Annotated in this window: 25 protein-coding genes and 1 pseudogene; 11 read left to right on the top strand and 15 right to left on the bottom strand. The window is 45.1% G+C overall.

The window, feature by feature from the left end:
- Positions 1-4: 4 nt before the first annotated feature.
- Together ACK8OT_RS07460 and ACK8OT_RS07455 are read right to left on the bottom strand one after the other, a co-directional pair.
- Positions 5-190 carry a YnbE family lipoprotein gene (locus tag ACK8OT_RS07460; RefSeq protein WP_410195871.1) on the bottom strand — a complete coding sequence of 62 codons (186 nt, stop codon included), beginning with the start codon at positions 188-190 and terminating at the stop codon, positions 5-7.
- On the bottom strand, positions 187-2,154 hold the full coding sequence (locus ACK8OT_RS07455; protein WP_410195870.1) for an intermembrane phospholipid transport YdbH family protein: 1,968 nt from the start codon (positions 2,152-2,154) through the stop codon (positions 187-189). The genes ACK8OT_RS07460 and ACK8OT_RS07455 overlap by 4 nt, the downstream gene beginning before the upstream one ends.
- Before the next feature lie 165 nt (positions 2,155-2,319).
- Here ACK8OT_RS07455 and ACK8OT_RS07450 point away from each other — a divergent pair, with 165 nt between their 5' ends.
- From ACK8OT_RS07450 to ACK8OT_RS07435, 4 genes are all read left to right on the top strand, one after another.
- Positions 2,320-2,913, top strand: a complete 594-nt coding sequence (locus tag ACK8OT_RS07450) for a hypothetical protein (RefSeq protein ID WP_410195869.1) — start codon at positions 2,320-2,322, stop codon at positions 2,911-2,913.
- Between the two features lie 11 nt (positions 2,914-2,924).
- Entirely contained in the window at positions 2,925-4,013 is a 1,089-nt protein-coding gene (locus tag ACK8OT_RS07445) for a rhomboid family intramembrane serine protease (RefSeq protein ID WP_410195868.1), read from the top strand.
- A 164-nt stretch (positions 4,014-4,177) separates the two neighbouring features.
- Positions 4,178-6,013, top strand: coding sequence for a methyl-accepting chemotaxis protein (locus tag ACK8OT_RS07440; protein WP_410195867.1), 1,836 nt, complete (start codon positions 4,178-4,180; stop codon positions 6,011-6,013).
- A 109-nt stretch (positions 6,014-6,122) separates the two neighbouring features.
- Positions 6,123-7,958 (top strand): methyl-accepting chemotaxis protein, encoded by a 1,836-nt coding sequence (locus tag ACK8OT_RS07435; protein WP_410195866.1) that lies wholly within the window; start codon positions 6,123-6,125, stop codon positions 7,956-7,958.
- A gap of 87 nt (positions 7,959-8,045) precedes the next feature.
- On the opposite strand, the gene ACK8OT_RS07430 is transcribed toward ACK8OT_RS07435, so the two are convergent.
- The 6 genes from ACK8OT_RS07430 to ACK8OT_RS07405 form a co-directional block, all read right to left on the bottom strand.
- On the bottom strand, positions 8,046-9,008 hold the full coding sequence (locus ACK8OT_RS07430; protein WP_410195865.1) for a KpsF/GutQ family sugar-phosphate isomerase: 963 nt from the start codon (positions 9,006-9,008) through the stop codon (positions 8,046-8,048).
- A 67-nt stretch (positions 9,009-9,075) separates the two neighbouring features.
- Positions 9,076-11,064: a transglutaminase TgpA family protein gene (locus ACK8OT_RS07425; RefSeq protein WP_410195864.1), complete on the bottom strand. Its 1,989-nt coding sequence runs from the start codon at positions 11,062-11,064 to the stop codon at positions 9,076-9,078.
- Positions 11,064-12,041 carry a DUF58 domain-containing protein gene (locus ACK8OT_RS07420; RefSeq protein WP_410195863.1) on the bottom strand — a complete coding sequence of 326 codons (978 nt, stop codon included), beginning with the start codon at positions 12,039-12,041 and terminating at the stop codon, positions 11,064-11,066. Before ACK8OT_RS07420 ends, ACK8OT_RS07425 begins: the two co-directional genes overlap by 1 nt.
- Positions 12,042-12,051: 10 nt before the next feature.
- Positions 12,052-12,957, bottom strand: coding sequence for an AAA family ATPase (locus tag ACK8OT_RS07415; RefSeq protein WP_410195862.1), 906 nt, complete (start codon positions 12,955-12,957; stop codon positions 12,052-12,054).
- 89 nt (positions 12,958-13,046) lie between these two features.
- On the bottom strand, positions 13,047-13,670 hold the full coding sequence (rhtB, locus tag ACK8OT_RS07410; RefSeq protein ID WP_410195861.1) for a homoserine/homoserine lactone efflux protein: 624 nt from the start codon (positions 13,668-13,670) through the stop codon (positions 13,047-13,049).
- Between the two features lie 45 nt (positions 13,671-13,715).
- Positions 13,716-14,603, bottom strand: a complete 888-nt coding sequence (locus tag ACK8OT_RS07405; protein ID WP_410195860.1) for a DMT family transporter — start codon at positions 14,601-14,603, stop codon at positions 13,716-13,718.
- Positions 14,604-14,693: 90 nt separating this feature from the next.
- Here ACK8OT_RS07405 and ACK8OT_RS07400 point away from each other — a divergent pair, with 90 nt between their 5' ends.
- The 4 genes and pseudogenes from ACK8OT_RS07400 to ACK8OT_RS19395 all read left to right on the top strand — a co-directional run bounded on the left by ACK8OT_RS07400 (position 14,694) and on the right by ACK8OT_RS19395 (position 18,362).
- Positions 14,694-15,698, top strand: coding sequence for an alpha/beta fold hydrolase (locus tag ACK8OT_RS07400; protein ID WP_410195859.1), 1,005 nt, complete (start codon positions 14,694-14,696; stop codon positions 15,696-15,698).
- A gap of 266 nt (positions 15,699-15,964) precedes the next feature.
- Positions 15,965-17,494 carry a hypothetical protein gene (locus ACK8OT_RS07395; RefSeq protein WP_410195858.1) on the top strand — a complete coding sequence of 510 codons (1,530 nt, stop codon included), beginning with the start codon at positions 15,965-15,967 and terminating at the stop codon, positions 17,492-17,494.
- A gap of 259 nt (positions 17,495-17,753) precedes the next feature.
- Positions 17,754-17,981: pseudogene (locus ACK8OT_RS19400) on the top strand (flagellin N-terminal helical domain-containing protein); the annotation flags it as partial.
- Positions 17,982-18,068: 87 nt separating this feature from the next.
- On the top strand, positions 18,069-18,362 hold the full coding sequence (locus ACK8OT_RS19395) for a flagellin (protein ID WP_486348276.1): 294 nt from the start codon (positions 18,069-18,071) through the stop codon (positions 18,360-18,362).
- A 49-nt stretch (positions 18,363-18,411) separates the two neighbouring features.
- Here the strand turns inward: ACK8OT_RS19395 and ACK8OT_RS07385 are convergent, their stop codons facing one another.
- From ACK8OT_RS07385 to ACK8OT_RS07375, 3 genes are all read right to left on the bottom strand, one after another.
- Entirely contained in the window at positions 18,412-18,633 is a 222-nt protein-coding gene (locus ACK8OT_RS07385) for a (2Fe-2S)-binding protein (RefSeq protein ID WP_410195856.1), read from the bottom strand.
- 218 nt (positions 18,634-18,851) lie between these two features.
- Positions 18,852-19,733 carry a response regulator gene (locus ACK8OT_RS07380; protein WP_410195855.1) on the bottom strand — a complete coding sequence of 294 codons (882 nt, stop codon included), beginning with the start codon at positions 19,731-19,733 and terminating at the stop codon, positions 18,852-18,854.
- 10 nt (positions 19,734-19,743) lie between these two features.
- Positions 19,744-20,220 (bottom strand): chemotaxis protein CheX, encoded by a 477-nt coding sequence (locus tag ACK8OT_RS07375; RefSeq protein ID WP_410195854.1) that lies wholly within the window; start codon positions 20,218-20,220, stop codon positions 19,744-19,746.
- A gap of 83 nt (positions 20,221-20,303) precedes the next feature.
- On the opposite strand from ACK8OT_RS07375, the gene ACK8OT_RS07370 reads away from it, so the two are divergent.
- The gene (locus ACK8OT_RS07370) at positions 20,304-21,227 is read left to right on the top strand and encodes a hypothetical protein (protein WP_410195853.1); all 924 of its coding nucleotides are present in this window, start codon (positions 20,304-20,306) and stop codon (positions 21,225-21,227) included.
- Between the two features lie 64 nt (positions 21,228-21,291).
- Here ACK8OT_RS07370 and ACK8OT_RS07365 read toward each other — a convergent pair whose 3' ends face one another.
- From ACK8OT_RS07365 to rcnR, 4 genes are all read right to left on the bottom strand, one after another.
- Complete coding sequence (locus ACK8OT_RS07365; RefSeq protein ID WP_410195852.1) at positions 21,292-21,810, bottom strand: GspH/FimT family pseudopilin; 519 nt, start codon at positions 21,808-21,810, stop codon at positions 21,292-21,294.
- A 69-nt stretch (positions 21,811-21,879) separates the two neighbouring features.
- Complete coding sequence (locus ACK8OT_RS07360; RefSeq protein ID WP_410195851.1) at positions 21,880-22,245, bottom strand: hypothetical protein; 366 nt, start codon at positions 22,243-22,245, stop codon at positions 21,880-21,882.
- Positions 22,226-22,564, bottom strand: a complete 339-nt coding sequence (locus ACK8OT_RS07355) for a type IV pilin protein (protein ID WP_410195850.1) — start codon at positions 22,562-22,564, stop codon at positions 22,226-22,228. The genes ACK8OT_RS07360 and ACK8OT_RS07355 overlap by 20 nt, the downstream gene beginning before the upstream one ends.
- 268 nt (positions 22,565-22,832) lie before the next feature.
- Positions 22,833-23,105 carry a Ni(II)/Co(II)-binding transcriptional repressor RcnR gene (gene rcnR, locus ACK8OT_RS07350; protein ID WP_410195849.1) on the bottom strand — a complete coding sequence of 91 codons (273 nt, stop codon included), beginning with the start codon at positions 23,103-23,105 and terminating at the stop codon, positions 22,833-22,835.
- Positions 23,106-23,286: 181 nt separating this feature from the next.
- On the opposite strand from rcnR, the gene ACK8OT_RS07345 reads away from it, so the two are divergent.
- A complete protein-coding gene (locus tag ACK8OT_RS07345; RefSeq protein WP_410195848.1) occupies positions 23,287-23,637 on the top strand; it encodes a DUF3147 family protein in 351 nt (116 codons plus the stop codon).
- 92 nt (positions 23,638-23,729) lie between these two features.
- Positions 23,730-24,044: a hypothetical protein gene (locus ACK8OT_RS07340; RefSeq protein ID WP_410195847.1), complete on the top strand. Its 315-nt coding sequence runs from the start codon at positions 23,730-23,732 to the stop codon at positions 24,042-24,044.
- Positions 24,045-24,172: the final 128 nt, after the last annotated feature.

The raw sequence follows: 24,172 nt of genomic DNA, 5'->3' as shown, positions 1-24,172 counted from the left end.
CTCCTTAAAATAATCCGCTTTCGTCACTGAAAATCTGTTCAAGATCTTTATCCACTTTAACGCGGATTTCATGATCTATTTTAACATTCAAATTGACAGTAATCGGCTTATCAGGCATCGCGACTTCCACCCTTGGCGTACAAGCGAGCAACGCAACGCTTAAACTCAAAGGCACTAGGATCCTTATCATAAATATTTGTCCTCAATTTTTCGTTCCAACTCATTGGAAAAACGCAAACTACGTAATAATTGTATCAGGTTTTCTTGATGGGAATAATTAAACTCTATCGGCCGCGTTTTACTGATATGCGGACTTTGTCCTTTGATTTTCGCCTCGATTTGCATTTCACCATTAGGCTGATAGTTTAACTTACCCACCAAGTCAGAATAGCGAAGGTCTTCAAGGATCTTAAAAATAAACTCTACGCCCATGTTGGTGCTAGCAATACTTTTAACCACGTCAGAATCGGGGATCGCGATATGGCCGCCTGGGGCACGCGCGGCAATTTCACCTTGGTAAATATGAAAGCCATCGGTCTCTTTGAGCAAAGGAATGTTGGCATCCAACACGCCAGTAGCTGTCGCGCCGGGTAATTGGCCATAAGCCAATAGACCCGCCAATTGCACTCCTTTGAGGCTCACATCGGTACGCCCTAATGCCAGAGGTTTAAAGCGTTTGATGCGCAGCTCGCCACCTAACACATATGCACTTAAATCCCTTATTTCAGGCTGGTTTATGTCGGCTTTAAAGTCCAAATTAATGGCGCTTAAAGGCACCCCGACATCGAGCATATCGATACTTAAATGATTGTCATCTAGCCTAGAGCGCCATTGCATTTGCTCTATATCATAGCCTTGGGCCAAATCTAGCTTTGCGTTTTGCACTACAACATCTTGCACCAAGCCACTGATATTGTCAGCGTTAATGGCTAGATCCACAGCACCAGTCTGACGTTTTAAATGATAATTCACGCGGCCCTGATAGCCTATTTGACCGCTATCAATCTGGGTCTTATCAAGCCAACGCAATCCGCTTGCCGCCTTGCTTGCCTCGGCTAGATTGAGCGCGCCAGGGGTTAGCTCAACACTCAATTGCGCCCTCGCTAACGTCAGTTTAGCTTCAACTAACTGATGTAAACTCGACAGGGAAATAGCCGCCTCCAAGCGCGAACGAGCGACTTGATAGCGGGTATCACTGCTCAGTCGAATATCGGGCAGATTGTGCTTACCCCATTTGGCTTTTTGTAACACCAGTTCAAGGTTAATGTTCGCTTGCGTTAAATCCACCACAGCGGGTTCAGCCAGCATTAATTGCCCTTTACTCACTTTTAATTGCTGCCAACGCAACATGGATAACAGATTAAATTCTGTTAACAACACGCGCTGTTTAGCCAAATCTAATTGTGCCTTGGCGTTTAATTGCCCTTGTTCTAGCCAAGGCATCATAGTTAAAGGCGAGGAAACCTGTAACCCTATCATTAATGGCTTAAGTAAATGACCACTGACTTTGATTTGCGGCTGCAGCTTAATGGGAACCGGTAATGGCAAATTGAGTTGTTCTAACAACGCTGCGCTTAAATTAGCGTCCAACTGCCATTGTGATGATGGCCTGTCTAAGCCCAAGGTGAATTGATTCGCTTTCTGCTGCAAACTGACATCGATCCGCTTAGGGCTAATTTTGGCTTGTAATTGCCAAGGCTCAAGCCAAGGTTTTTGTTCTTGATACAAGCGAATCCGCTTAACTTCTAGCCTTGCATTGGGTAATTGTGCAACTTGCCCCACTAGATCTAATTGGCTGAGTAAATCCGCTACATTGCTCAGCATTTGTTGCGGTGTCACTTGCGGACTCGGCTCATTGCTGCGTGCCTGCGGCTTATTAACCGATGTGCAAGTGAGCGACCAATGGACTTCATCAATGAAAATGACAGGATCTGCATTTAAGTCTTTGGCTATAACGATGCCTTGGGCATAACGTTTCGGACAGGCATCGGCTAGATTGATACGATTCAACTCCATCTCACCTGCAGCCAGCCAAGATAAATCCATGGCCGTGGCAAAAAAGGAGCACAAACAAATCCAGCACAATAGCCAATCACGCCAAGCTCGACGCAAAATACAGTAACAAGGCCAAAGAAAACCCTTGCGTTGGTTCATCAACAATACCTTATCGGCAGCGGCAAACAGCCAAGATCAAATAAATTGGACAAAGCAAGCATTCACCCTAGATAGAAACTGACAAAAATATGATGATTTTGTAGAATTCACCAGCAATCGCATTTTTGCATCCCATGTGTAATTTCAAGGACGAAGTACAAATACATGCCAAAAACCATCCCGATTAAATCCGCTGTGAAAAAACTGGATAACTCAGATCTTATAAAGACAGGGTTCTGGGTCGGTCAAGTCTTCATGTTAATCGCCACCATGCTAGGTGTCTACCTTGCCTCACAAGAAGGTATGTCGCAAGCCATGACCTTTAATGACATTAACAACTTAACCGATAATTATCATCTTAGACGCTCCCTCAAAGATGAGCTAAATGACAACCTAGTCAAACTAGACAGCACCATAGACTACTTACGCCAAGGCCATAGTTATCATGCCGAAAAAGACCGACCCAAGTTCGACACTTATATTTGGCAGGCCATGCGTTTCTCGCCGCGCACCATGGAAACACCCGCCCCGATACTCACCGGAGTTAGGCGCTTTCATAACGAGGTAGATGATCTCTTGATGCGATTAGATAAACGATATCTAGGACGCAACGTCATTATCGAGCGATTAGAAAACCTGTCTCAACAAACCAAGCAGCAAACCCTTGCTTATATGGAAGCCGATCTAGCACAGATCAAAAGCGTTTTGAGCCAGCATGATGTCAATGCTGATCAACTTTTGTCGTACCAAGCTAAATAAGAACAAGCCTTATGCATTATTCGAACAACTACAAATTATGTCCATGTTGCTATAAACAGCCGCTAAAACAAACCCAATACCAAAACCAAGAAGTCGACCTGTGCACCGAATGCGGCGGCTTATGGTTTGAAGGTGGCGAACTAGAAGCCAGCTATGCTCATCAGCAGCAACAACATAGTTTAAAGGACAATATTGGCGCCTATGTAAATACCAGTGACAAAGCCTGCCCGGATTGTTCGAAATCACTGGACACATTTAAAATCATTGACAATTTCGATGTTGAGATTGACTTGTGTACCAGCTGCAACGGGGTCTGGATCGATAAACACGAATTAGAGCAAGTTGAACACACTCCCAGCTTACGCCAAGCCATGTTGGCACTAAATAAAACCAACAACTTTGCTAGCTACATCTTTCAGTTTATTACCCAAATGCCAGTTGAGTACAATCTAAAACCGAAACATTTTCCGGTCGTCACCGTATCCCTTATCGTGATTAATTTTCTCGTCTTCATCCTCACCTTGACTGGCTTAGTACCTGAGCCCTTGCTGAGTCAGGCATTGGTGATGGATCCTATCTATTTCAGTAATGCACCATGGACACTATTAACCTACCAATTTTTGCATGGCAGCTGGTTACATATACTAGGCAATATGTACTTCCTCTACGTGATTGGCGACAACCTTGAGGATGCGCTAGGTAAGGTGCCTTATTTGCTCTTATATTTGGGCTTCGGTGTCATTGGAGGGCTTGCTTTCTATGGCGTCCACCTTGGTGAAATGGCTCCTATGGTTGGTGCCAGCGGTGCCGTGGCGGGGCTATTTGGCGCTTATATCGTACTCTTTAGAAAGGCCAAGCTCAGCTATATGTTTGTTATCTATCAAGCGCGTTTGCCGGCTTGGGCTTACTTTATGATTTGGCTTGGGCTCAATATTTATGGCTTTGTACAAAGCTCTGCCGGTGTTGCTTGGTCGGCGCACATTGGCGGCTTTATTGCTGGCCTTATCGCAGGCAAGCTTTATTACAATAAAGTGTTATCTCGCAACCCAGTTATAGCTTTTGTAAATAACAATGACATCAAGCTAGAAACGAGCAAATAGCTATCTCTAACACTAAGATCACAAAATACCAAATTATCCTTCACAGATAGCCACTTCAATCAGGTTAACCATCTGTTTTAGAAGTGGCTTTTCTAATATATTGCTAGCCTACAACAAATTCTAGAGATTTGCTTTGTCAAACTCGCTTTTGGAAGGTTCAGCCAATGAAAATTAAACAAAAAATGCTGATTAACACGCTACTCACAGGACTTGGACTGCTGGCGCTGTTGTTACTGCTGCTACAAGAATCAAACACCCTTAAAGAGCTTGGCGTTAAGGTGGGGCAAGCCGAACAACTTAATAACCATGTGTTAGTGTTGCGTAAACACGAGAAAGATTTTTTGGCGCGCTTAGACCTCAAATACCACGACAAATTTAACCAAGAAATCACTCGTACCCAAGAGAAAATAGCCCTGCTAAATGCCTTTTATTTATCGACAGGCAAGCAAAGTCCATTACTAAGCCAATTAGCTCATTCGGTTACCACCTATCAATCAGAATTCAATCAATTAGTGTCGCTGCAACAACAACTAGGTCTAGATCATAAATCGGGGCTACACGGCGAACTGCGCCAAGCGGCTCACCAATTAGAACAACATATTAAACAAAACAATAATGATAAGTTATTAGCCGATTACTTAATGATCAGACGCAACGAAAAAGATTTTATGCAGCGCCATGACCTGAAATACGCTGAGCGCCTTAATCAGCAAGTCAGCGCCATGTTGCCGCAGCTATCCAGTCAAGACCAGGAGGTACTTAAAACCTTCGATAGCGCATTCAATCAATACGTTAAAACCTTGTCTGAACTCGGATTAGACCATAATCTAGGTTTACTTGGACAAATGCGCACAACCATCAAGAACACTGAAGATGAGTTAACGCAAGTAGCCCAAGATCTGCAAAAACTCATCGATCAACGGATCGATGAAATGACCCAACAAGCGTTAATCCTGTTTGTGATTATTATCGTCACATTAATCGTAGTGAATATTTATATCAGCCGCATCGTCCTCAAACCTATTGATGCCTTGGTTAGTATTATCGAACGAGTTGAGCAACAAAACGATCTGAGTTTACGCGCCGATGCCCAAGGTAAAGATGAGCTAAGCCAGCTAGGACGCAGCTTCAATAATATGCTGATGAATTTCCAACACATCATTGATGATGTTAATAAGGTTGTCAGTCAACTATCCGCTTCATCTGAACAGCTATCTCTTAACGCCAACCGCAATAAATCCGAAATTAGTAAGCAACTAGATGAAACCGACCAAGTGGCTGCTGCGGTGACCGAAATGGGCTCTACTATCGAAGAAATTGCGCAAAACACCGAAAATGCAGCCCAAGTCGCTGAAGCCACCAATAACAGTGCTCTAGAGGGCAAACAAAGCGTTGAAGATACACTAGTTAAAATTACCCAACTTTCCCAAAAGTTACGCGAATCTTCGCAGGCTGTCGCCATACTCGAACAAGAAAGCCAAACCATAGATCAAGTGCTTGAAGTGATTAAGAGTATCGCCGAGCAAACCAATTTATTAGCCCTCAATGCAGCGATTGAGGCCGCTCGAGCGGGTGAACAAGGGCGAGGCTTTGCCGTTGTTGCAGACGAGGTAAGGAGCTTAGCCTTAAGAACTCAAGAGTCGACCCATAAGATCAGTGAAATCATCGAGTCACTACAACAACGCACACGAAGCATCGTTGGTTTAATTGCGGCCTGTGACCAACAAGGCAAAGAAAGCAGCCATCAAGCCGAACTGGCCGGCCAATTACTTAACGAAATAACCCAAAACGTCAGCCTTATTTCAGACATGAGCATCCAAGTTGCCGCCGCCATTGAAGAGCAGAGCTTGGTCTCTAACGAAGTGAATCGCAATATCGTCAACATTAAAGACAGTGCGCAAACTAGCCAACACACGGCAGATGCTAGCGTCACAGCCAGTGAAAAAGTACTTGAACAGGCCACCAAACTACATCAGGCGGTAAAAATATTTAAAATATAAATCAAACAAATAAACATCAATTCAAGGCTATTTTTTTAGCCTTGAATTCCCCCTCTTAAAAAATCCCGTCTAAACTTAACGCAAGCATAACTGACGCAATGGGACTTGCATGCTAATCAAACATAAGTTTATCGCCAACAGCGTGGTCATTACCGCGGGTCTATTACTGCTGTTTTTCTTGTTAATCGGCAAAACCAATGAACTCGAAAAACTGTCCAACACCCTACTCGTCGCAGAGTCTATTAAAACGGACATGCTGACCCTGCGCCGTAATGAAAAAGACTTCCTTACGCGAAATGAGCTTAAATATCAAGACCAATTTAATGAAACCATCGAGCTCGCCAACAAACATCTCGCCCAACTAAAATCTTTTTATATTGAAAATGACTTACCTATGGCCGACTTAGATCTGACCATCCAAGCCATGAAAGACTATCATCAACTCTTCAATCGGCTGGTCACCTTGCAAGTTGCGGCAGGCTTAGATCATGAAACAGGGCTAAACGGCGCCCTTAGGCAAAGTGCTCACGCCACCGAACAAGTGTATAAAGATAGCAGCGATTACAAAGCCTTGGCTGATTACTTGATGCTAAGACGCTTTGAAAAAGATTTTATGCTGCGCTTTGAAATTAAATACCTTGAGCGCTTTAACAAATTGATTGATGAGGTGATCAGCACCAATCAAGGTCAAACAAAAACAACGCTAACTAATTACAAACAGCGCTTTAATGATTATGTAAACAAAATGGTTGAAATTGGTCTCACCCCTGAAGAAGGCCTTATGGGCGAGCTAAGAAGCACCATCCAACAAACCGAATCGGCTTTAGACACGGTAGAAAGTCAAATTCGCACCATCATTGAAGACGCTAGCGCGAATGCCAAACTGCAAGGCATCATCATTTTCGCTGCCATTATTGGTGCCATCATTTTATTTAGCATCTTGCTTTCACGCAGCATTATCATCCCACTGAACCATATCACATCAACCATTAGAAAAATTAATTTGGACAAAGACCTAGGTAAAAGAGCAAATGTTATCGGCCACGATGAAATTGCCGATGTCGGGCAAAACTTTGATGAGATGCTAAGTACGTTCCAAGAGCTTATCAAGGATGTAAACCATGCTGTCGACACCTTATCCAGCGCATCCGAAGAGCTATCACTCAATGCAGCAGAAACCCAAAGAGGGATGAGAAGCCAGCTTGATGAAACCGACATGGTCGCAACCGCTGTCACCGAAATGGGCAGTACCATAGAAGAAATTTCTAATAACACTGAAGCCGCTGCCAGCCGGGCTGAAAACACCAACCAGAACGCCATAAAAGGGCGCCAGAGCGTTGAGCAAACCATCAAAAAAATTAATATCTTGGCAGACAGCTTAACCCGCTCATCGGGCGCAGTAGAAGAGCTAGAGCAAGAGAGTCAAACTATAGGTCAAGTACTAGAAGTTATTCGCGGCATCGCCGAACAAACCAACCTATTAGCCTTAAACGCGGCGATTGAAGCCGCCCGTGCTGGCGAACAAGGTCGTGGTTTTGCCGTGGTTGCCGATGAGGTCAGAAGCTTAGCACAGCGCACCCAAAACTCTACGCAAGAGATCAGCAATATCATTTCTTCCCTACAAGAAAAAACCGGCAGCATAGTGGCGCTGATCCGCGATTGCCATATTCAAGGGCAAGAGAGTACCGAGCAAGCCAAACTAGCAGGTGAGTTGCTCGAACAAATCACTCAAGATGTCACCGATATCTCCGAAACCAGCACCCAAATCGCAGCCGCAATCGAAGAACAAAGCACCGTAGCCGCCGAAGTGAACAAGAATATCGTTAACATACGCGATATTGCCGAAGCGTCTAATTTGGCTGCCACTCAAACCTCACAAGCCAGTGACGATATATTGCAACAAGCTAGCATACTGACTAAGTCGGTGCGCCGCTTTAAGTTGTAAGCTCGAACCAATAAAAATATCGAAAGGCGAAAAGCATAAGGCCGAACATCTAGTTCGGCCTTATGCTATTTGAAACACTAAAAAGCGTTATTGGCTCCACTCTAAAATACCGGTCACTTGCTGAGCTTCATCAACCACCACTAGCCACTTAATGTGCTTCTCGCGCATTAACTCTTCTGCTTGTGCCAACATACAAGACTGCTGAACCGTTCTGGGTGATCGCGTCATCATGTCTTGCGCTACACCGCTCGCTACTTGATGGCCGGCTAATAGATACCGACGTACATCGCCATCGGTTATCACTCCAGCCAACTCTCCGTCTTGCATCACGAGGGCTAACCCTGTGCGGGTTTCGGTCATTACCATAAGGGCATCGGTAATCGGCGTAGTGGGCGCAACTTTTGGCAAATTGTCGCTGCGCATCACGTCTTTGACGCGAGTTAATAGGCGTCGGCCTAAGCTGCCGCCGGGATGATATTTAGCAAAATCCATCGGACTAAATTGGGTTTCAAGGGCTAAGGTTGCAGCCAAGGCATCACCAATGGCCAAAGCAACCGTGGTTGAAGTCGTCGGCGCGAGGTTATTGGGGCAAGCCTCTTTTTCTATACTGGCATCGAGTACTATGTCGGCGTTGGTGGCAAGGCTGGAATTTAAGCCACCGGTTATGGCGATGATTTTATTACCAAAGTGCTTAATCGAAGGGATGATTTTAAGCACTTCATCGGTCTCTCCGCTATAAGATAACAGCAGCATCACATCATCAGGTTGCACCATGCCAAGATCGCCATGAAACGCTTCCCCAGGATGCAAGAAAAATGCGGGCTGACCTAATGAAGCAAAACTGGCAGCAATTTTTTTACCAATTAAGCCGGATTTTCCCATACCACAAACGATCAAACGTCCCTGACAATGTTTAATCAAGCGTATGGCTTCGATAAAGCTGGCATCCGCCGTAGTCGCAAGGCGCTTAAGGGCATCCGACTCTACCTGAAAAACCTCACGAACCGCTTCTAAAATACGTTGATCCGACAAATGTAACTGCGCAGACATATGTTTCGCCCTTGTTTAAAATATTTCGCCATTCTACTTAAAGCCAAGCAAGCTGTAAAAACAAACCCTAAAGGCCACGCAGCAACTGACGTAATGCCTCAATGCTTGCCTGCTTTTGTTGATCACTCAAAGGCGCATACTTTAAGGCATTATAAATATGCGCAAACTGCTGCAGATCGTTTCGTTTACGCTGCGCTTGTGCAGAGTCAAATTCTGCGTTTTCACTCAATCGCTGACAATAATCCGTCACAGTTTCACCTTGCTGGCGATCGCCAACGTCGGCCCTAAATCGTTTTTGTAATCGCAGTAAAAGCTTGTCTTCTTTACTTAAACGGGCACGTTGCCATGGTTTTAAATTCCATAACAACATCAATGTGATAGTGGCGACAAACAAACCGATGAACAGCCAAATCTGGCCAAAGAAATCCAACTCCCCAAACCAACGTTTGATCAACTCAAACTGCTTTTGGTTATCGTAATTTAACACCCAAACCGCCCACAAATAATCAAACTGAGCCATAGCCAGGTAAAGCTGGTTTAACATGGGGTTACTGCGAAGCTTTAGCAAGCTCAAGGTATCATCGGCTAAAAACTCGTTAGGTAAGGCGAGCTCAAGTCCTTGCTCTACACGCTCTGGAGCCACAAAAGCGGTCGGGTCAAATCGCTGCCAATGGCCATCGAGGTACACTTCGGCCCAAGCATGAGCATCGTATTGACGTACGGTGAGAAAGCCTCCTTCAGGATCCCATTCCCCGCCCTGATATCCAGTCACCATTCGTGCAGGCAATCCTAGCAATCGCATGATGTAAACAAAGCTGCCTGCATAATGAACACAAAAACCCGCTTGGGTATTAAACAAAAAATCATCCATCTGCTGCGCCCCTAGAGGCGGTGGCTTTAAGGTGTAGCTAAAACGTTCTCCTGCAAAGCGTTGCAAAACAAGATTGATTTTTTGCTGCGCCGAACTTGGCTGCGCCGCAAGCTGAGCGGCCCAAGCGCGGGTTTGCTCATTACCACTATCGGGCAACAGCGTGTTTTGCCGCGCCATGGTTAAATCCATGTAATGCATCTTGGTATCGGCAAACTGCAGCAGCCTTAACATGGTGCGTTGACTAATAGGGATTTCATTACGCAAGGTATAGTTAGCCATTAGGTTCGCCCGATTTGCACGCCCTTGGCTAACCGCCAAACTTGGCACCCAAGTTTGAAAACTGGGCTCAAGGATCAGTTCATATGACTGCATCGTTCCCATTAGCTCTACATTGAATTGACCGCCTCGTTGCGCTACATCGATGGCATTTTTGATTGAGTCACTTTGTGACCATTGGTTTGCTTGATACTGATCTAGGGTCATCACGCGCCAATATCTTTCATTTGGGGCGGGTACCTCCCCCTCAAAACTCACCCTAAATGCCAGCTCACTGGAGCGACTTAGCTCAGCAATATCGCCCGGATTAACCGTGTCAGAAAGCCCAGTAGTGGCTTGATTTTGCAAAGGCAACTTCCACATTGGCGGCAATCGAGGGAGCAGTAAAAACAGCAATAGGGCTAAAGGTAAACTCACCAACACCAAGCAGCCTATATATTTAGCTTGGCTTGTCTGGCTAAGGTGCGCGCCATATAAGCTGATTGCCAAGGCCAAATGAAACACCACTAACACTATGCCCCATAGGGCCATTAAAATAGACGTTTCAAAGACATAAAACACCGCCACCAATACCAAACCGGTGCAAATAAAGACGTTGATATCGCGCCGCGCACTGAGCTCCAAAAACTTCAAGGTATAGCCCAGCACAATCAGGTGCATCATGGCGCTGAATAACCCTTGGCTAAATACCACGCTCATCAACAAGGCCGCGCCTAAAACCGCAGCAAAGCGATTCACCAATACCGAAGGCGCTGCTAAGCGACCAAAATAAATGCCTAATCGCCAGCCGATACAAAATAAGGCCAGAACAAAGATAAGCCAATGAATTTGCGCCGATAAAGAAAAGGTCGTGGTGAAATAGCAAAGTAGAATCAACAGTAAATGATGGCGTTTAAGAAACTGCTCCATTAGTTAGCCCCAATTGTTGTTCGCGTCGAAAGGCCAAAAGTGGCTAAAGCAGCTAAGCATTGAAGTTTATGGCTTGGGCCTTGCGCTGGAACAATTTCTTGCCCAGCCAAACGTAACCCATACAGAGCATTTTGCTCATCGAGTTGTAACACTTGCGACGTTAATTGGCCTAGCTTGGTTTCTAAATCTCGCCCTGTTTGTTCATTTAAGGTTAGCCACACCGGTGCACCTTGCGCTTGCTCAAAAGCCTTACTGTGCCAACCCCGCCCTTGGGCTAATTGCTTCCATGCCACGGATTTAAGCGATTCGCCGACTTGATAGGTCTTTAATCCTGCAAACTCATCAAAGCCCGGCTTAGTTCGACTGCGTCCTAAATCCGCTTGCTGATCACCCGCGTCACTATCAAGTAACAATTTGGCGTCGATCGGCTTTGGGTAAACCAGCCCTTGCCAGCCTAAATCGACATGGCTCCAAACGCGAAATAGCCCCAGCGGAAACAAGCTGTAAACGGTCAATCGACCGGGCTCAAAATAGCCTCGCTGCGACGTTTGCGCATAAACCACCACCTGCTGCGACTTAATCACAGCATCGAGCACATGCACTTGTTTTTGAAAACTAAAATAGAACTGACCTTGCTCTGATCTGTGGCTAATTTTTACTGGAAAAGCCATCACCTGTTCGGAAAATTGCGGCTCGGGGTCGGCAGCATCTAAAACCAGCCCAGACATATTTTTGTGGCTTAGCAATAAACAACTAACAAACACGCTGGAGAGCAGAAAAGATAAAAACAGAATTAAGTTATTCTGGTAGTTAGTCCCCAGTAAAAATAAGGTAAAACATGTCACTAAATAAATCACACCGAACCAAGTCGGCAAGATAAACAAGTTTTTCCGACTAAGCACAATACGCGAGCTTGAAGGCACATTTTTCTTCAGCCATTTATCAAAGCGCGAGCTAACCCATTGATGAACCTGCAATGATTCCCCCTTAGACCAAAGGGTCCACCGCATGCAACAAGGTTTCACTTAACGCCGCCCCGCCGGCTTGAGGGCCGCCAAGCAGACCTAAACGGTGATCCGCCACTGCAGGAAACACAGCTTGGATATCATCGGGTAAGAGGTAATCGCGCCCCGCTACCCAAGCCTTTGCCTTAGCCGCTTGCAATAAGGTTTTACTGCAACGCGGTGATAATGGGTTAGGATAGGTGGCGTTATAGCGGCTATGACCAATCAAACGCAATAAATAATTGAGTACAGATTCACTGGCGGTCACCGCCTTCACTTGCTGTTGCATTTCAAGCAGCTGCGCCACATCAATCACCTTACTCACTTGACTAAACTGCTTACCTTGCAACATCGCCAGCTCGGCCTTGGCATCCGGAAAGCCAAGCTCAATCCGCATCATAAAGCGGTCTAGCTGTGACTCAGGCAAAGGAAAGGTCCCTGCTTGATCGAGGGGGTTTTGCGTGGCGATGACAAAAAATGGCGTGGGTAAAGGGTAGGTTTCACTGTCGATACTAATTTGCTGCTCGGCCATGGCCTCAAGCAGTGCGCTTTGAGTTTTTGGGCTAGCGCGGTTGATTTCATCGGCCAATAACACTTGGTTAAAGATAGGTCCTTTGTGAAAATGGAATGCTTGCTGTTGTGGGTCAAAGATAGAAACCCCCAAAATGTCCGCTGGCAGCATATCACTGGTAAACTGCACCCTGTGATAACTCAACCCCAAAGTGGTGGCCAAACCTTGCGCTAAGGTGGTTTTACCCATACCTGGCAAGTCTTCAATCAATAAATGTCCACCCGCTAAGATACACACCAAGGCTAATTCTACTTGCTGCTCTTTGCCTAGAACCACCTGATTTAACTGAGATAAAATGGGAGCTACGGTATTTCTCATAAACAATTATCCAAAACAAGGAGCATCAACCATAGCAATAGCGGCAAAAAAAGACACCTTTAAGCGCTAAGCTACTGGATCCAAAAGTACTATTTGTGACTTGTCGCAGCTAACAAGGTGCCAGCACCAATAAAAAGCCCACCAAAAATACGGTTTTGTAAGCGCATGTGCTTGTCGCTTTTTATCAACACAGTTAAGCGTGTCGCCAACAGTGCATATCCCAACATCACCCAAGTATCGATAACGACCGATGTGCTAGCTAAGATCAAAAACTGTGGCGCTTGGGGCTCATTTGGATTAATAAACTGGGGCAACAAAGCCAGCAAAAACACGATGCTTTTCGGGTTAGTAATGTTAACCAGCATGGCGTAGGTAAACATGCTGGTTAAGGACTTAGGTGCCACGGGCAGATTCGTTACATTAAGCGAGCCCTGCTCGCGAAACTTCATCACGCCTAAATAGATTAAATAGGCAACACCAGCCCACTTAATCAGGTTAAACGCTAAGGTAGATTGCGCCACCACCGCCCCTAAGCCAACCGCAACCAAGGCAAACAATAAGATAAGCCCTACCTGCAAGCCTAAAATTGACGCCAGCGCACGACGAAAGCCATGATTCATAGCATTGGCCATGGTATTAACCGCCCCAGCACCAGGGGAAATACTCAGCAGTAATCCAGCCACGGCATAGGTTAACCACGCATCAAATGTCATACCGACCTCAACACATTAATAAAGACTAAATTGCTTACTGACTTACTAGCTGACTGGCTGACGCTGACGTAAAGAAAGATAAATTCCAGAGCCGATGGCCATCGCCCCCATTAACTGAAACCAAGCTAATTGCTCGCCGATAAAAACCACCGCCAACACAGTGCCAAACACAGGCATAAGATGAATAAACTGACCCGCGGTACTCGCGCCCACTAATTTTACGCCCTGATTCCAACAAAAGTAAGCCACCAAGGAAGCAAAAACCGCGGTATAAACCACCGCGCTGCCATTTTGCCAGCTTAGCTGCCACGCGGGTTCATCGACCCAATTAAACCAGTAAATAGGGCTAAGCACTAAGCTTCCCACACTAATACTAAAGCCCAGAAAAGCCATGGCCGAAAGCTCGGCAGGTTTAACCTTTAAGCCAATAGAATAGATGGCCCACAACAAGGCCGCCAACAACACCCATAAATCCCCTGAGTTGATGGATAAATGATACAAGCGTTCAAGCTCGCCATGACAAACTAGAAAAATCACCCCAAGCAAAGAGATAAACACCCCAAGCCCTTGCAGCAAACGAATTTTGACTCCGAGCACTAACGAACACAGAATAATTAAAATCGGGATCATGGAATTAATTAACAAGCCATTGGTGGCCGTAGTGGTTTGCAACCCTAAGTAAACACAAGTATTAAAACCGGCAACGCCGACCGTTGATAGTAGACATAACTTAAGCCAATGGGTTTTAATCAACTGACGCTGACGCCAAATCGGCTTAATGGTAAAAGGTAAAATAAGACACATAGCCAAAGTCCAGCGCCAATAGGCTAACGAAATTGGCGGAATATCACTGGCAACATAGCGCGCAAAAACAAAATTACCTGACCAAAACAAGGCCGATAGCGCCGGTAACAAGTAAGCAGATTGTAGCAAAATAGCCCCCTAGTGGGATTTTGATCGGTAAAAAAGCAAAACTAACGTAAACTTAACATCATATTAGCGATGATGACACAGCAGAATAACGTGGCCTACAACAACAAATATCAATTAACACTTGAATCCGAATTACCGGAAAAATACGCCAGTCATATTGGTCCATTTTGGCGTCAGTTTAGCCGTCCCGCCGAGTTTATTGGCGTTGATGGCGTGCGTATTTGTTACACCCGTATTTGCCGCCCTGAGCACACTCGAGCCATTGTTATTTCACCCGGGCGGATTGAAAGCTACTTAAAATATCAAGAGCTCAGTTATGACTTAGCGCAGCAAGGTTTTGATATCTATATCATAGATCACCGTGGCCAAGGCCTTTCTGGGCGCATGACAGATAACCCACAACAAGGCCATGTGGTGCAGTTTTCAGACTATGTGACAGACTTTGCCTATTGGGTTGACCAAGAATTATCACTTGAGCGCTATCGGCATACCTACTTAGTTGGCCACTCCATGGGATGTGCCATCGCGGCCTTATATTTAATGAACCACCCTGCTCGCTTCGAGCGAGCCGCATTTTGTAGCCCGATGTTTGATATTAATCTCGGCCCCTTTAGTGCCAAAATGGCTCTATCCATTACCAACGCCGCGATTCGCTCCAACGCCATGATCCGCCGCCCGCCCCAATTTGCACCGGGGCAAGGTAACTATCAAAACATCCCATTTGACGACAATGAACTAACACAAAGTTCGGTGCGTTATCATTACTTTCGGCAAATTTACCAAGCACACCCCGAAATACAGCTCGGCGGAGTCACTCATCAATGGCTCAATCAGGCCATATTAGCGACGGAATATATCATTGCCAATGCAGCTGAAATCACCACTCCCTTGCTGGTATTGCAAGCTTCGGATGACACCATTGTTAATCCCGCAGGCCAAAATCAATTTTGTGCCAATTTAATGCAAGCGGGCCGTCCTTGCTATGATGAAGAGCCAATCATCATCGGCCATGCTAAACATGAATTATTAGTAGAACGAGATAAATACCGCGTACCCAGCATCAACTGGATATTAGATTTTTTCTTTCAGGACTGAAACTTGGCGATGCTTGGGAAATTTGCGACTCTTTGCTCTAGCGCACAAAAATAGCCCAAATTATGAAATTCGCTCCGTGCTGACTTTGTTACAATCAAGCAAATAATGTTTACAAATAAACCCAAACTACTTGAACTGACATGTAAGCACGAGTAAACGGATCCCCATTTGCATAAATCAACGTATCTGATTGGGATGCTTGCCTCGCTAGCACTGCCATAGCAAAAGTAGAAGGGGGATAAATGGATTGGCTAAAGGGACCTAAAATGAAATCTAACTCATTGCTCACTATGCTTTCGCTGCCCCTGCTTTGGTCGTGTGCCCAAGCACCTCAACCAGCACCCCAAGCCCCAATAAACACCGAATCGGAAACCTTAGCTCGAGTCCCTTTTAGTCAAGTGCTTGAGACTAATTTTCGCGGCCAACTTGCCTTAGGTGAAAACGAGGCATGGTTTACTCCTTGTGGATTTGATGATGCTTTCCCTCTCACCTTTGGCGATGATCTTAAATTAATTTATAACAAGATCTCACCTCGCGCTTTTGAACCCACCTATGTTGAGTTTGCCGGTGAGATTGTTCCCTCGGTTAACCAAACCGATGCATCGATCCGTGTTGACCGAGTCCACCATATGGCACTCAGTAAAACATCACCTCAATGCACTAAGGCGGTGACAGGGTTTCATTTTAAAGCCCACGGCGACAATCCATTTTGGAATGCCTTAGTGGCCGGCCAAAACCTAACTTTTACAACCCAGTCCAGTAGCCAAACTTACGATATCAATTTATCCAAATTTGAGACGACCCAACGTAACAATATTCGCGCAGTCGGAAAGAATGGCTTTGTGCTTCAGTTACGTATCAACCCGGGCCATTGTTACAGCGATAACGGCCAAGTTTACTGGGGTTATCAAGCCAAAGCAGATGCGGCATGGGGTAAATACCAAGGCTGCGCCGAGCCTGCTTGGCCGGATGTCGACACCAGCATTATCGGTAACTACATGGGTAATAAGCTACATTATGGCCAAACGACGATAGATCTGGCGTTAAACGAAGATTATTCAGCCACCTTAGTCACCCAAACGCAACAAGGTAAAAAAACCGAATCTGGGTTTTGGAAATCCAATAACCCAACCGAAGTGTCGCTATTTTTAACTCAGTCAGCAGGTAAACCCATCGCCAAAGAAATCATTTTCAAACGCGATGGTCTCGCACTCATGGCCAACCAAACCAATAATGCTGGCATAGTGACCCAATACCAAGGTGGCGTGTTCCAGCTAGACAAAATGTCCGGTGGAGAAGTGCTCACCCTTGCCCCGCAAGCACAGCCGAAACAACGTAGCTTTACCGCCGCGAACATTAATCCTACTGGATTAGATCGCCAAGTTCAGCAAGCGGTTGCCGACTATTTCCGTTATCACAGAACATCACCCGCCAACACCAAATTCAGTTCAGTAAAATATGATCTCAATGGTGACGGTATTGATGATGCCATCGTGTTGCTCAACTGGTGTAGCAAACAAAGCTGCGTGATGTTGGTGTTTGAAGGCACAGCCAAAGGCTACCAATTCCTCAGTCGCACCGAACACGTTGCATCGCCAATTTTGGTGGGGCAAAGCCAGCAACACAACTGGCAAACGCTTTACACCCAAGTTGCAGGCAGTTGGCGCAGTCTATATTACAATGGCGTTAGCTATCCGGGTGATAGCAGAAACCTAACTAGCACAACACCAGATAGAAGCACAGGTGTGGTCCTGTTTGCCAACGGCAAACCTCGCACTTGGCATGCCATTCGCTAGACGGTTTAACTTGGTTTAGCTCGGCTGATAACCACCGAGCTAAACCTATCCCCTAACGCAACCCTATCCTGTTTGATAACCGATATTGCCAAGCGAAGGTTCATTTTGGCTAAAATGATATAAGTAAATCGCATTAGATAGGCTACAATTTAACCAACAAGCTATTGTTGGGGGTCTTATGCAAATCGGTGCAACATCATCATTCCAATCTTCGAATATCATTTCACAACAGAAAAAGAAAGAAGAAGAGGAAAACGAAAAATTAGCCAGTGGCCGCCGCATTAACTCTGCAGCAGATGATGCCGCTGGTTTTTCAATAAGCCAGCGCCTCACATCGCAAGTTAATCAATCAGCACAGCTTAATGCGAATGAAACCTACAACCAGTCCATTGCCAATATTGAGAGCAGCGGCTTACAAAATTCATCCGACTCCGTTCAGCGGATCAATGAACTTGTGGTGGCCAGTGGCAACGGTCTCAATGGCGAACAAGAATTAGGTGCAATCCAAGCCGAAATAGATGAATTAGTCGCAGGTATTGATAACGCCAGTGATCTTGGCCTCGACACCATCAATGTGACCACGCAAAGCGTTGACGATAATCTGGCTGCAGGCCAAGCTGCTCAAGAGCAGCTACTATCGAACCAAACGGGCCTTGGCGCACAAATTAATGCGTCAGATTCTTACCAACGACAACTGAGTAACGCTTTTGAAAATCAAAGTGCCGCTCGCTCACGCATTGAAGACACAGATTATGCCCGAGCAACTTCCGATCAAAGTAAGGCAGAAACCTTATTGGAAGCGAGTGTAAGAGCACAGAAAGAAAAAGAAGAGAATGAGAAAAAAGCAGTCGGTAACATACTTGGTTAGCGAGTCAGGTTTGAATGAATCCAGAACAAGCGAGCTTCGGCTCGCTTTTTTATGCCACCTGCTTAACAGCGATAATTTCTGGCGACAGGGTTGGCACCGCGGCTTGCTGAGCAATCAACGCTTGCTGATATTCGGTAACAGCCGCTTCAATACAGGTTCCACACTGGGTCGCTAGCCCCAACTCACGCTTTAACATTTTAAATGTTTTACCGTCAGCGACCGCTTGGCGTATTGTTTTGTCGGTAATGCCTTTACAAATGCAGATATACACAATCAAACCTGTTTCAATAACTTGCCTAAAAACTGCGCAAATTATAAATCAAAATAAGAATGATTAGCAACAATAACAAGATCCAACGCCGAACAATTGACTTTAATTTGCTAACAACATGGCTTACAGCGGCATCAACCACCGCCTAAAACAACCTAAAATTTTGATTTAAAATAAAAATAATTATAACCACAATTACAGAGCACGCTAAGAACAGACTAAGAGCAAACTAAGGTCAAGTAACCTTGACCATATCCCAACACAGCTAATTCTATATCGAGCCGCTCTTGCGCTGGTTTATTAAACATTTTCTCCAATTTCGGCATCGATTTAGCAGCATAGTTAATACTTTGCAAAGACAAAAATTCGCCCGTTATCGGATCCAACAAGTTAGTGCCAAGCACCTTAAATACATCGTTTATTCTTGCCATCATGCCTTTAGGCATCGCTCTCTTTTTAATAATTTCATGTAATTGCTGATCCGCTATCCCCTCAATGCAAGCTCCTATAATGGCTAATCCGGCAAAATCAATCACGGCCACTGCGCGAACTTTCTTATTTGAGTCAGCAAACACGGCTAAAAAACAAGGTAGCCACCGGCTATGAAAAGGGCCAATCGGCACAGCCTCTAGCAACACTTCTTTAGCAGCAAAGGCATTAAATATAATCGCCAACGCTGAAATATTTGGTAAATGAATAAGCTCAGAGCGCGTCGCAGAGGCCGGTAATTGCTCCTCCTCATCTAATAGCGGTAACATCGCCTGATATAACGCCTCATCGGTAAAAGGTTTCGTTAGCACAAATCTGGCACCCGCTTGCTTGGCTTGTTGTAGCTTAACCGCTTCAGTTTCAGAGGTGACAAAGCCGATTTTCACTTCAAGTCGCTGCCGCTTAACCTCTTCCAATAGCTCAATACCGGTCATCTTGGGCATATACCAATCTGATAACACAATATCCGGATGCCATTGCTTAATAATGGCTAAGGCTTCTACACCGTCACAAGCTAACTGAATGTCGCAGCCACCATAACCACAAGCCTTTAGTGAACGCTTTACGATGGCTTGCATTGCCTTACTGTCATCTACGATCAATATCTTCATTATCCCTCTCCTAAGATCGAGCCGCCACCGCTGGGTAAAGCCGATTTTGTTGCCCTAGCAGCACATAAATTACAGATGAATCTAGCTGCAACGCACAAGCAAGGCTCTCATCCACCACCAAATTAAGCTGTTTAATTTGTTGGCGAGACAAAGCAATAGGCGACGCTATTGTGCCATGCAAAGCTTGCTCGGATTTAACATGCCCAGCAATCATATTGGCCATCTCGCCTAACGCATCCAGCATTTGCCCTTGTCCTAATTTCGCTATCGGGCAAGCAAACATCACACTGGCCAACTTAGCCGCCACAGGTTCATCGGTTAAGATCACTATGCCCTGCTTAGCTGGGTTCAACTCAACCAACACACCTTGCGTAAACAAACCATGTTGACGATGAAACTCCCCCAATACAAAGGGCCGAGGTTTGACTGCACAAAAATGTCGCCAACAACGAAACACTATCGCCTCAAAATCGGCTTGCGTGCTCATAAATCGCTATCCAGTCGACTGATTTTAAAATTATGCATTATGCTAAAAAGACCTAGGTTGGCTAATTATTCAAGAGTAGCACAATGCAAGACGACCACTTTATGACCATTTTTGTTATTGAAATGGCGCTTTTTTTTCTCATTGTGCTGGGAGGCGTTTATTACTGGCAAAGACAAGGGAAAAAAACCTTGTTACTTCAATTGCAACAGGCTGAGCTAACCATTGCCAAACTTAAACAAGGTATTCAACACAATAGTGCTAATCCGCCCCCCGCTGATTTACTCATCGCGTTAAAACAAAGCCAGCAAAAAAGCCAAAAACTCACCTTGGTTTACCAAGCGCAAATTAAGTTAATCAAACAAATCGCCGCTATCTCTGAGCTGCCAGCCGAGACAAAAGGCACTCACGACAATATCACCCAACATATTACCCAACTTAAGCAACAGGCTACCGAGTCAGGGGAGATCATTGACGAAATGACCGTCGCCTTAAACGAAAGCTATCTTAAGTTTGATAATTTCAGCAAGGAAGCCAATGAGCAGGAGGAGAAGTTAAAAAAACTATTGGAAGAGGCCGTTAACCAATCCACCACCAGCGCGGAAGAGCAAGCCCAAATGGAAGCCCACGCCGAAGCGGTCGGCGTCGAGAATCAGCAACTCAGTGAAAAACTACGCGCTGCTGAGCAAGATATTGAACAATATAAAATGAGCGTTTCCTCGCTAGAGCAAGAGTTAGAGCGGCTGCAACAGGAAGATAAAAGCACCGACGCAACCGCCCTCAAAGCGCAGTTGACTGAACTGCAAAATGAAATAAGCCGCGTTGTTCGGGAAAAAGATTTCATCGAGAAACAATTTCTGGAGCTGGTCGAAAAGGCCAGTGACTCAACCGATTTGGCAGCCGAATTAGCCAGAGCCAAAAATGAATATGCTTTACTCGAGCAAAAATTCATTGAAGCGGCCAGCGCCGAGCTCCAAACTCAAGTCCAAAAGCCTAACCCCAAACCATAATCACAGCGCCGTTATTTGACCACAAGCAAGGTTCAAGACTCGCCGATTGCGCCCTCCCCTTATCTCAAGAGCATTGCTTCACGACATCGTTATCAGCCACTTTTGAGCGACCTGAAATACTAATGATGACTCCTTTTTTGACTGTCTCGCTCTCATCACAATAATAAATGATGGCAGAGCTAGACAGATTACGCGTTAATCCATCTGCCCCAAAGCGAATGCTTGTTTGGGAAAAACTAACGGTATCTGACTCATGAAATGCCGACGCTGACTTCAAAATCGTATCACCCGTATCTAACGCATCATTTTCATTATGATCAATAAAAACATCCACCCCCATATGCCACTGATTTGTACACTGGGTTCCATTTGCAAGCGGACAAGCAACCACCGTATTCAAATGATTAACCGCCTGATTTCTTGCAAAAAGCAGATCACGAGTGCTCGAACTAACGCTCGCATAGGCCCTTGATTCTGCTGATAAGAAGGTAAAATTAGGTAAGGCGATCATTAAAATAATGCCAGCCAAAGCCACCACAGTAAGTAGCTCTGTCAACGTAAAACCCAAATACCGCCCCACCATATTTATTCTCCTAGTCATACTTCACCAACTCAATTCGCACCAAATGCTGCTCCAGCAATAAGCATGGGGTTATTGTGCAAATTGAGCCTCTATTTGTTGTGCATCTCGCTTTTGAAAATCATGCCGCTTGGCAATACACTCAACCCAATGCTTGATCGACAAAGTGGTGACGCCATCAATATCAAACACAGTTTCATTGGCGCGCGTCAGCACATCTTGCTCCATTTTCGACATAGATTCGTATTCCGACTCATAACTAAAATGAGCAATGAAAGGCTGATTATCGGTCAGCACCAAAGCGCATTTATATTCTTGCACCGCAGGGCCAGATTGAGCTATTGGAGAAAACAGCCAGCCAACGCTCACCATGCCAGTTAATCCAAATCGGATTAACGCCGCTGGTTTCACTGATAACTTACTGCCAACAATCATCATTGCTTGCTCCTTTTTGCTGTAAATAATTCAAACTAAACTGGGCACACTTACCATCATTAGCTTGACGATTGATGGCCGTCGCCAGCAAAGCAAAATCAACTGCGCGATTTACATTTGAAACACTAATTTTGTAATAACCACTGCTACTTTCAATGCTGGCAGACGCGTACCCAAGCTGAGTTAAGTCATTGGCATACTGGTTATGATCCAGAAAATACTGTTCTTGCTTGTTGGCTATTTCGGTCAATGCAATCTTCGCTTCACTGCGGTTGCTCACATAGATATATTGCATGTAACTGGGATAGGCGATGCCAGCCATTATCAACCAAATCAAGGTTATTCTCTAATGCCAACTTTTGCTCAATCGGCGTCACTTCAGGTTATGTTGGTGTAAGGGCTGAGAAAACAGTGAGCAATAGGTGAATATTTTTGAGCGACAAATGCTCTTTTTTTAGACGATCATCTGCCACAAGGAAGCAGAATTACAGGGGGGGATGATGTCAGGATATTCCATCATTGGTGCTCACAACTGAGGGCTTAAGCAATAGGCCCCCCCTTGCTCTACCCTAACGTCACCTAGCACGGAATCACTTAATGTAAGAATCAAGCACTTTTAATACAACGTCCAAATCCTTCTGCCGCTTAGCCAAATCCTGCTCTAGAGCGATATGTTCTAATAAATGCCCTTTAATCACTTCGCGCATTAAACCGTTTACGGCACCACGAACCGCAGCAATCTGCTGTAAGACATCTTGGCATTGATGTTCTTGTTCCAGCATATTAGTTAAGCCATTGAGTTGCCCTTGTATTTTTCTTACCCGTGCCTTTAATTTATTTTGTTCACGTGTTGTATGTGCCATAGCCGCTCTTATCCATTATTCAATCAGCAAACAATGTAGCACCGATAGATACTGGGGGGTAGTATTCTATACTCAGGGGGAGTATAGTCAGCAAGATTCTGCTAAGCTGACTAACAACTTGTCTGATTGTCGCCATAAGCCGCGTCAAACTGTTCAAGCTATCAAAACCAAGGAAGGTAATATGTTGTGGCTAGTGACCAAATACGCTTTAACCGCGGGAGTCGTGGTGCTTATTTCCGAAGTCGCAAAAAAAAGTGATAAGATAGGCGCGCTCATTGCAGCCCTACCTACTGTCACTATATTGGCTCTCATTTGGATGTATATCGAAGGCCAAGATCAACAAAAGCTGGCAAACCATGCTTATTACACCTTTTGGTATGTGCTACCAACCCTCCCTATGTTTTTGATTTTCCCTTTTTTATTAAGCCGGTACTCGTTTTGGCTGTCGCTAGGAATTTGCGCCCTAAGCTCAGTGATATGCTTTTTTATGGTCGCCTTTACCATGAAAAAATTCGGCCTTGACCTAATGTAATGGTCAAGGGATTGCAATTAGAAAGACGTTATATTATAACAACGTCAACTGATAGCTTGTGCACTTTTACGGCAAATATGTTTAACCAAGTCATGTCAAAATACTTAAGCATTACTTTGCTATTTATCCTTGTATTAGGCACCAGCAGCTCCGCTTTGGGTGAAGCTCGCTCTCACGGCTTTTCATCCCACGCCCATACATCAGAGCATCACAGTCATCAGCATAACCATGACGAATCATTCCACCATGATGCCAGTAGTCATAATCACAATTATGATGCAGGGAATATCAAGTCTCTTAGCCAAGTCTCCTTTGCCCAATTAAGTCAATCTCGTTTTATTAGGCAAAACCAAGGTATCCCCATTCGTAAGCCATTTAAGATAGAGCGCCCTCCAAAGCATCCTTAATTCGTGTTATGCCCAAACTGTTTAAGTTGCGCCCAGTTGCTAGGCTACGTTTCCTCATCAGCATAAATGCACTATGTGGTGGGTGAGCGTTTTAGTCCACAGTGCGACAACTTCAAATAGCAGGGGGA

Origin of the sequence: Motilimonas thetidivivens (genome assembly GCF_046452435.1) — a bacterium.
Taxonomy (GTDB): domain Bacteria; phylum Pseudomonadota; class Gammaproteobacteria; order Enterobacterales; family CBDFNC01; genus Motilimonas.
The sequence above is the reverse complement of the archived record's forward strand: the minus strand, read 5'-3'. Positions and strand labels throughout refer to the sequence as shown.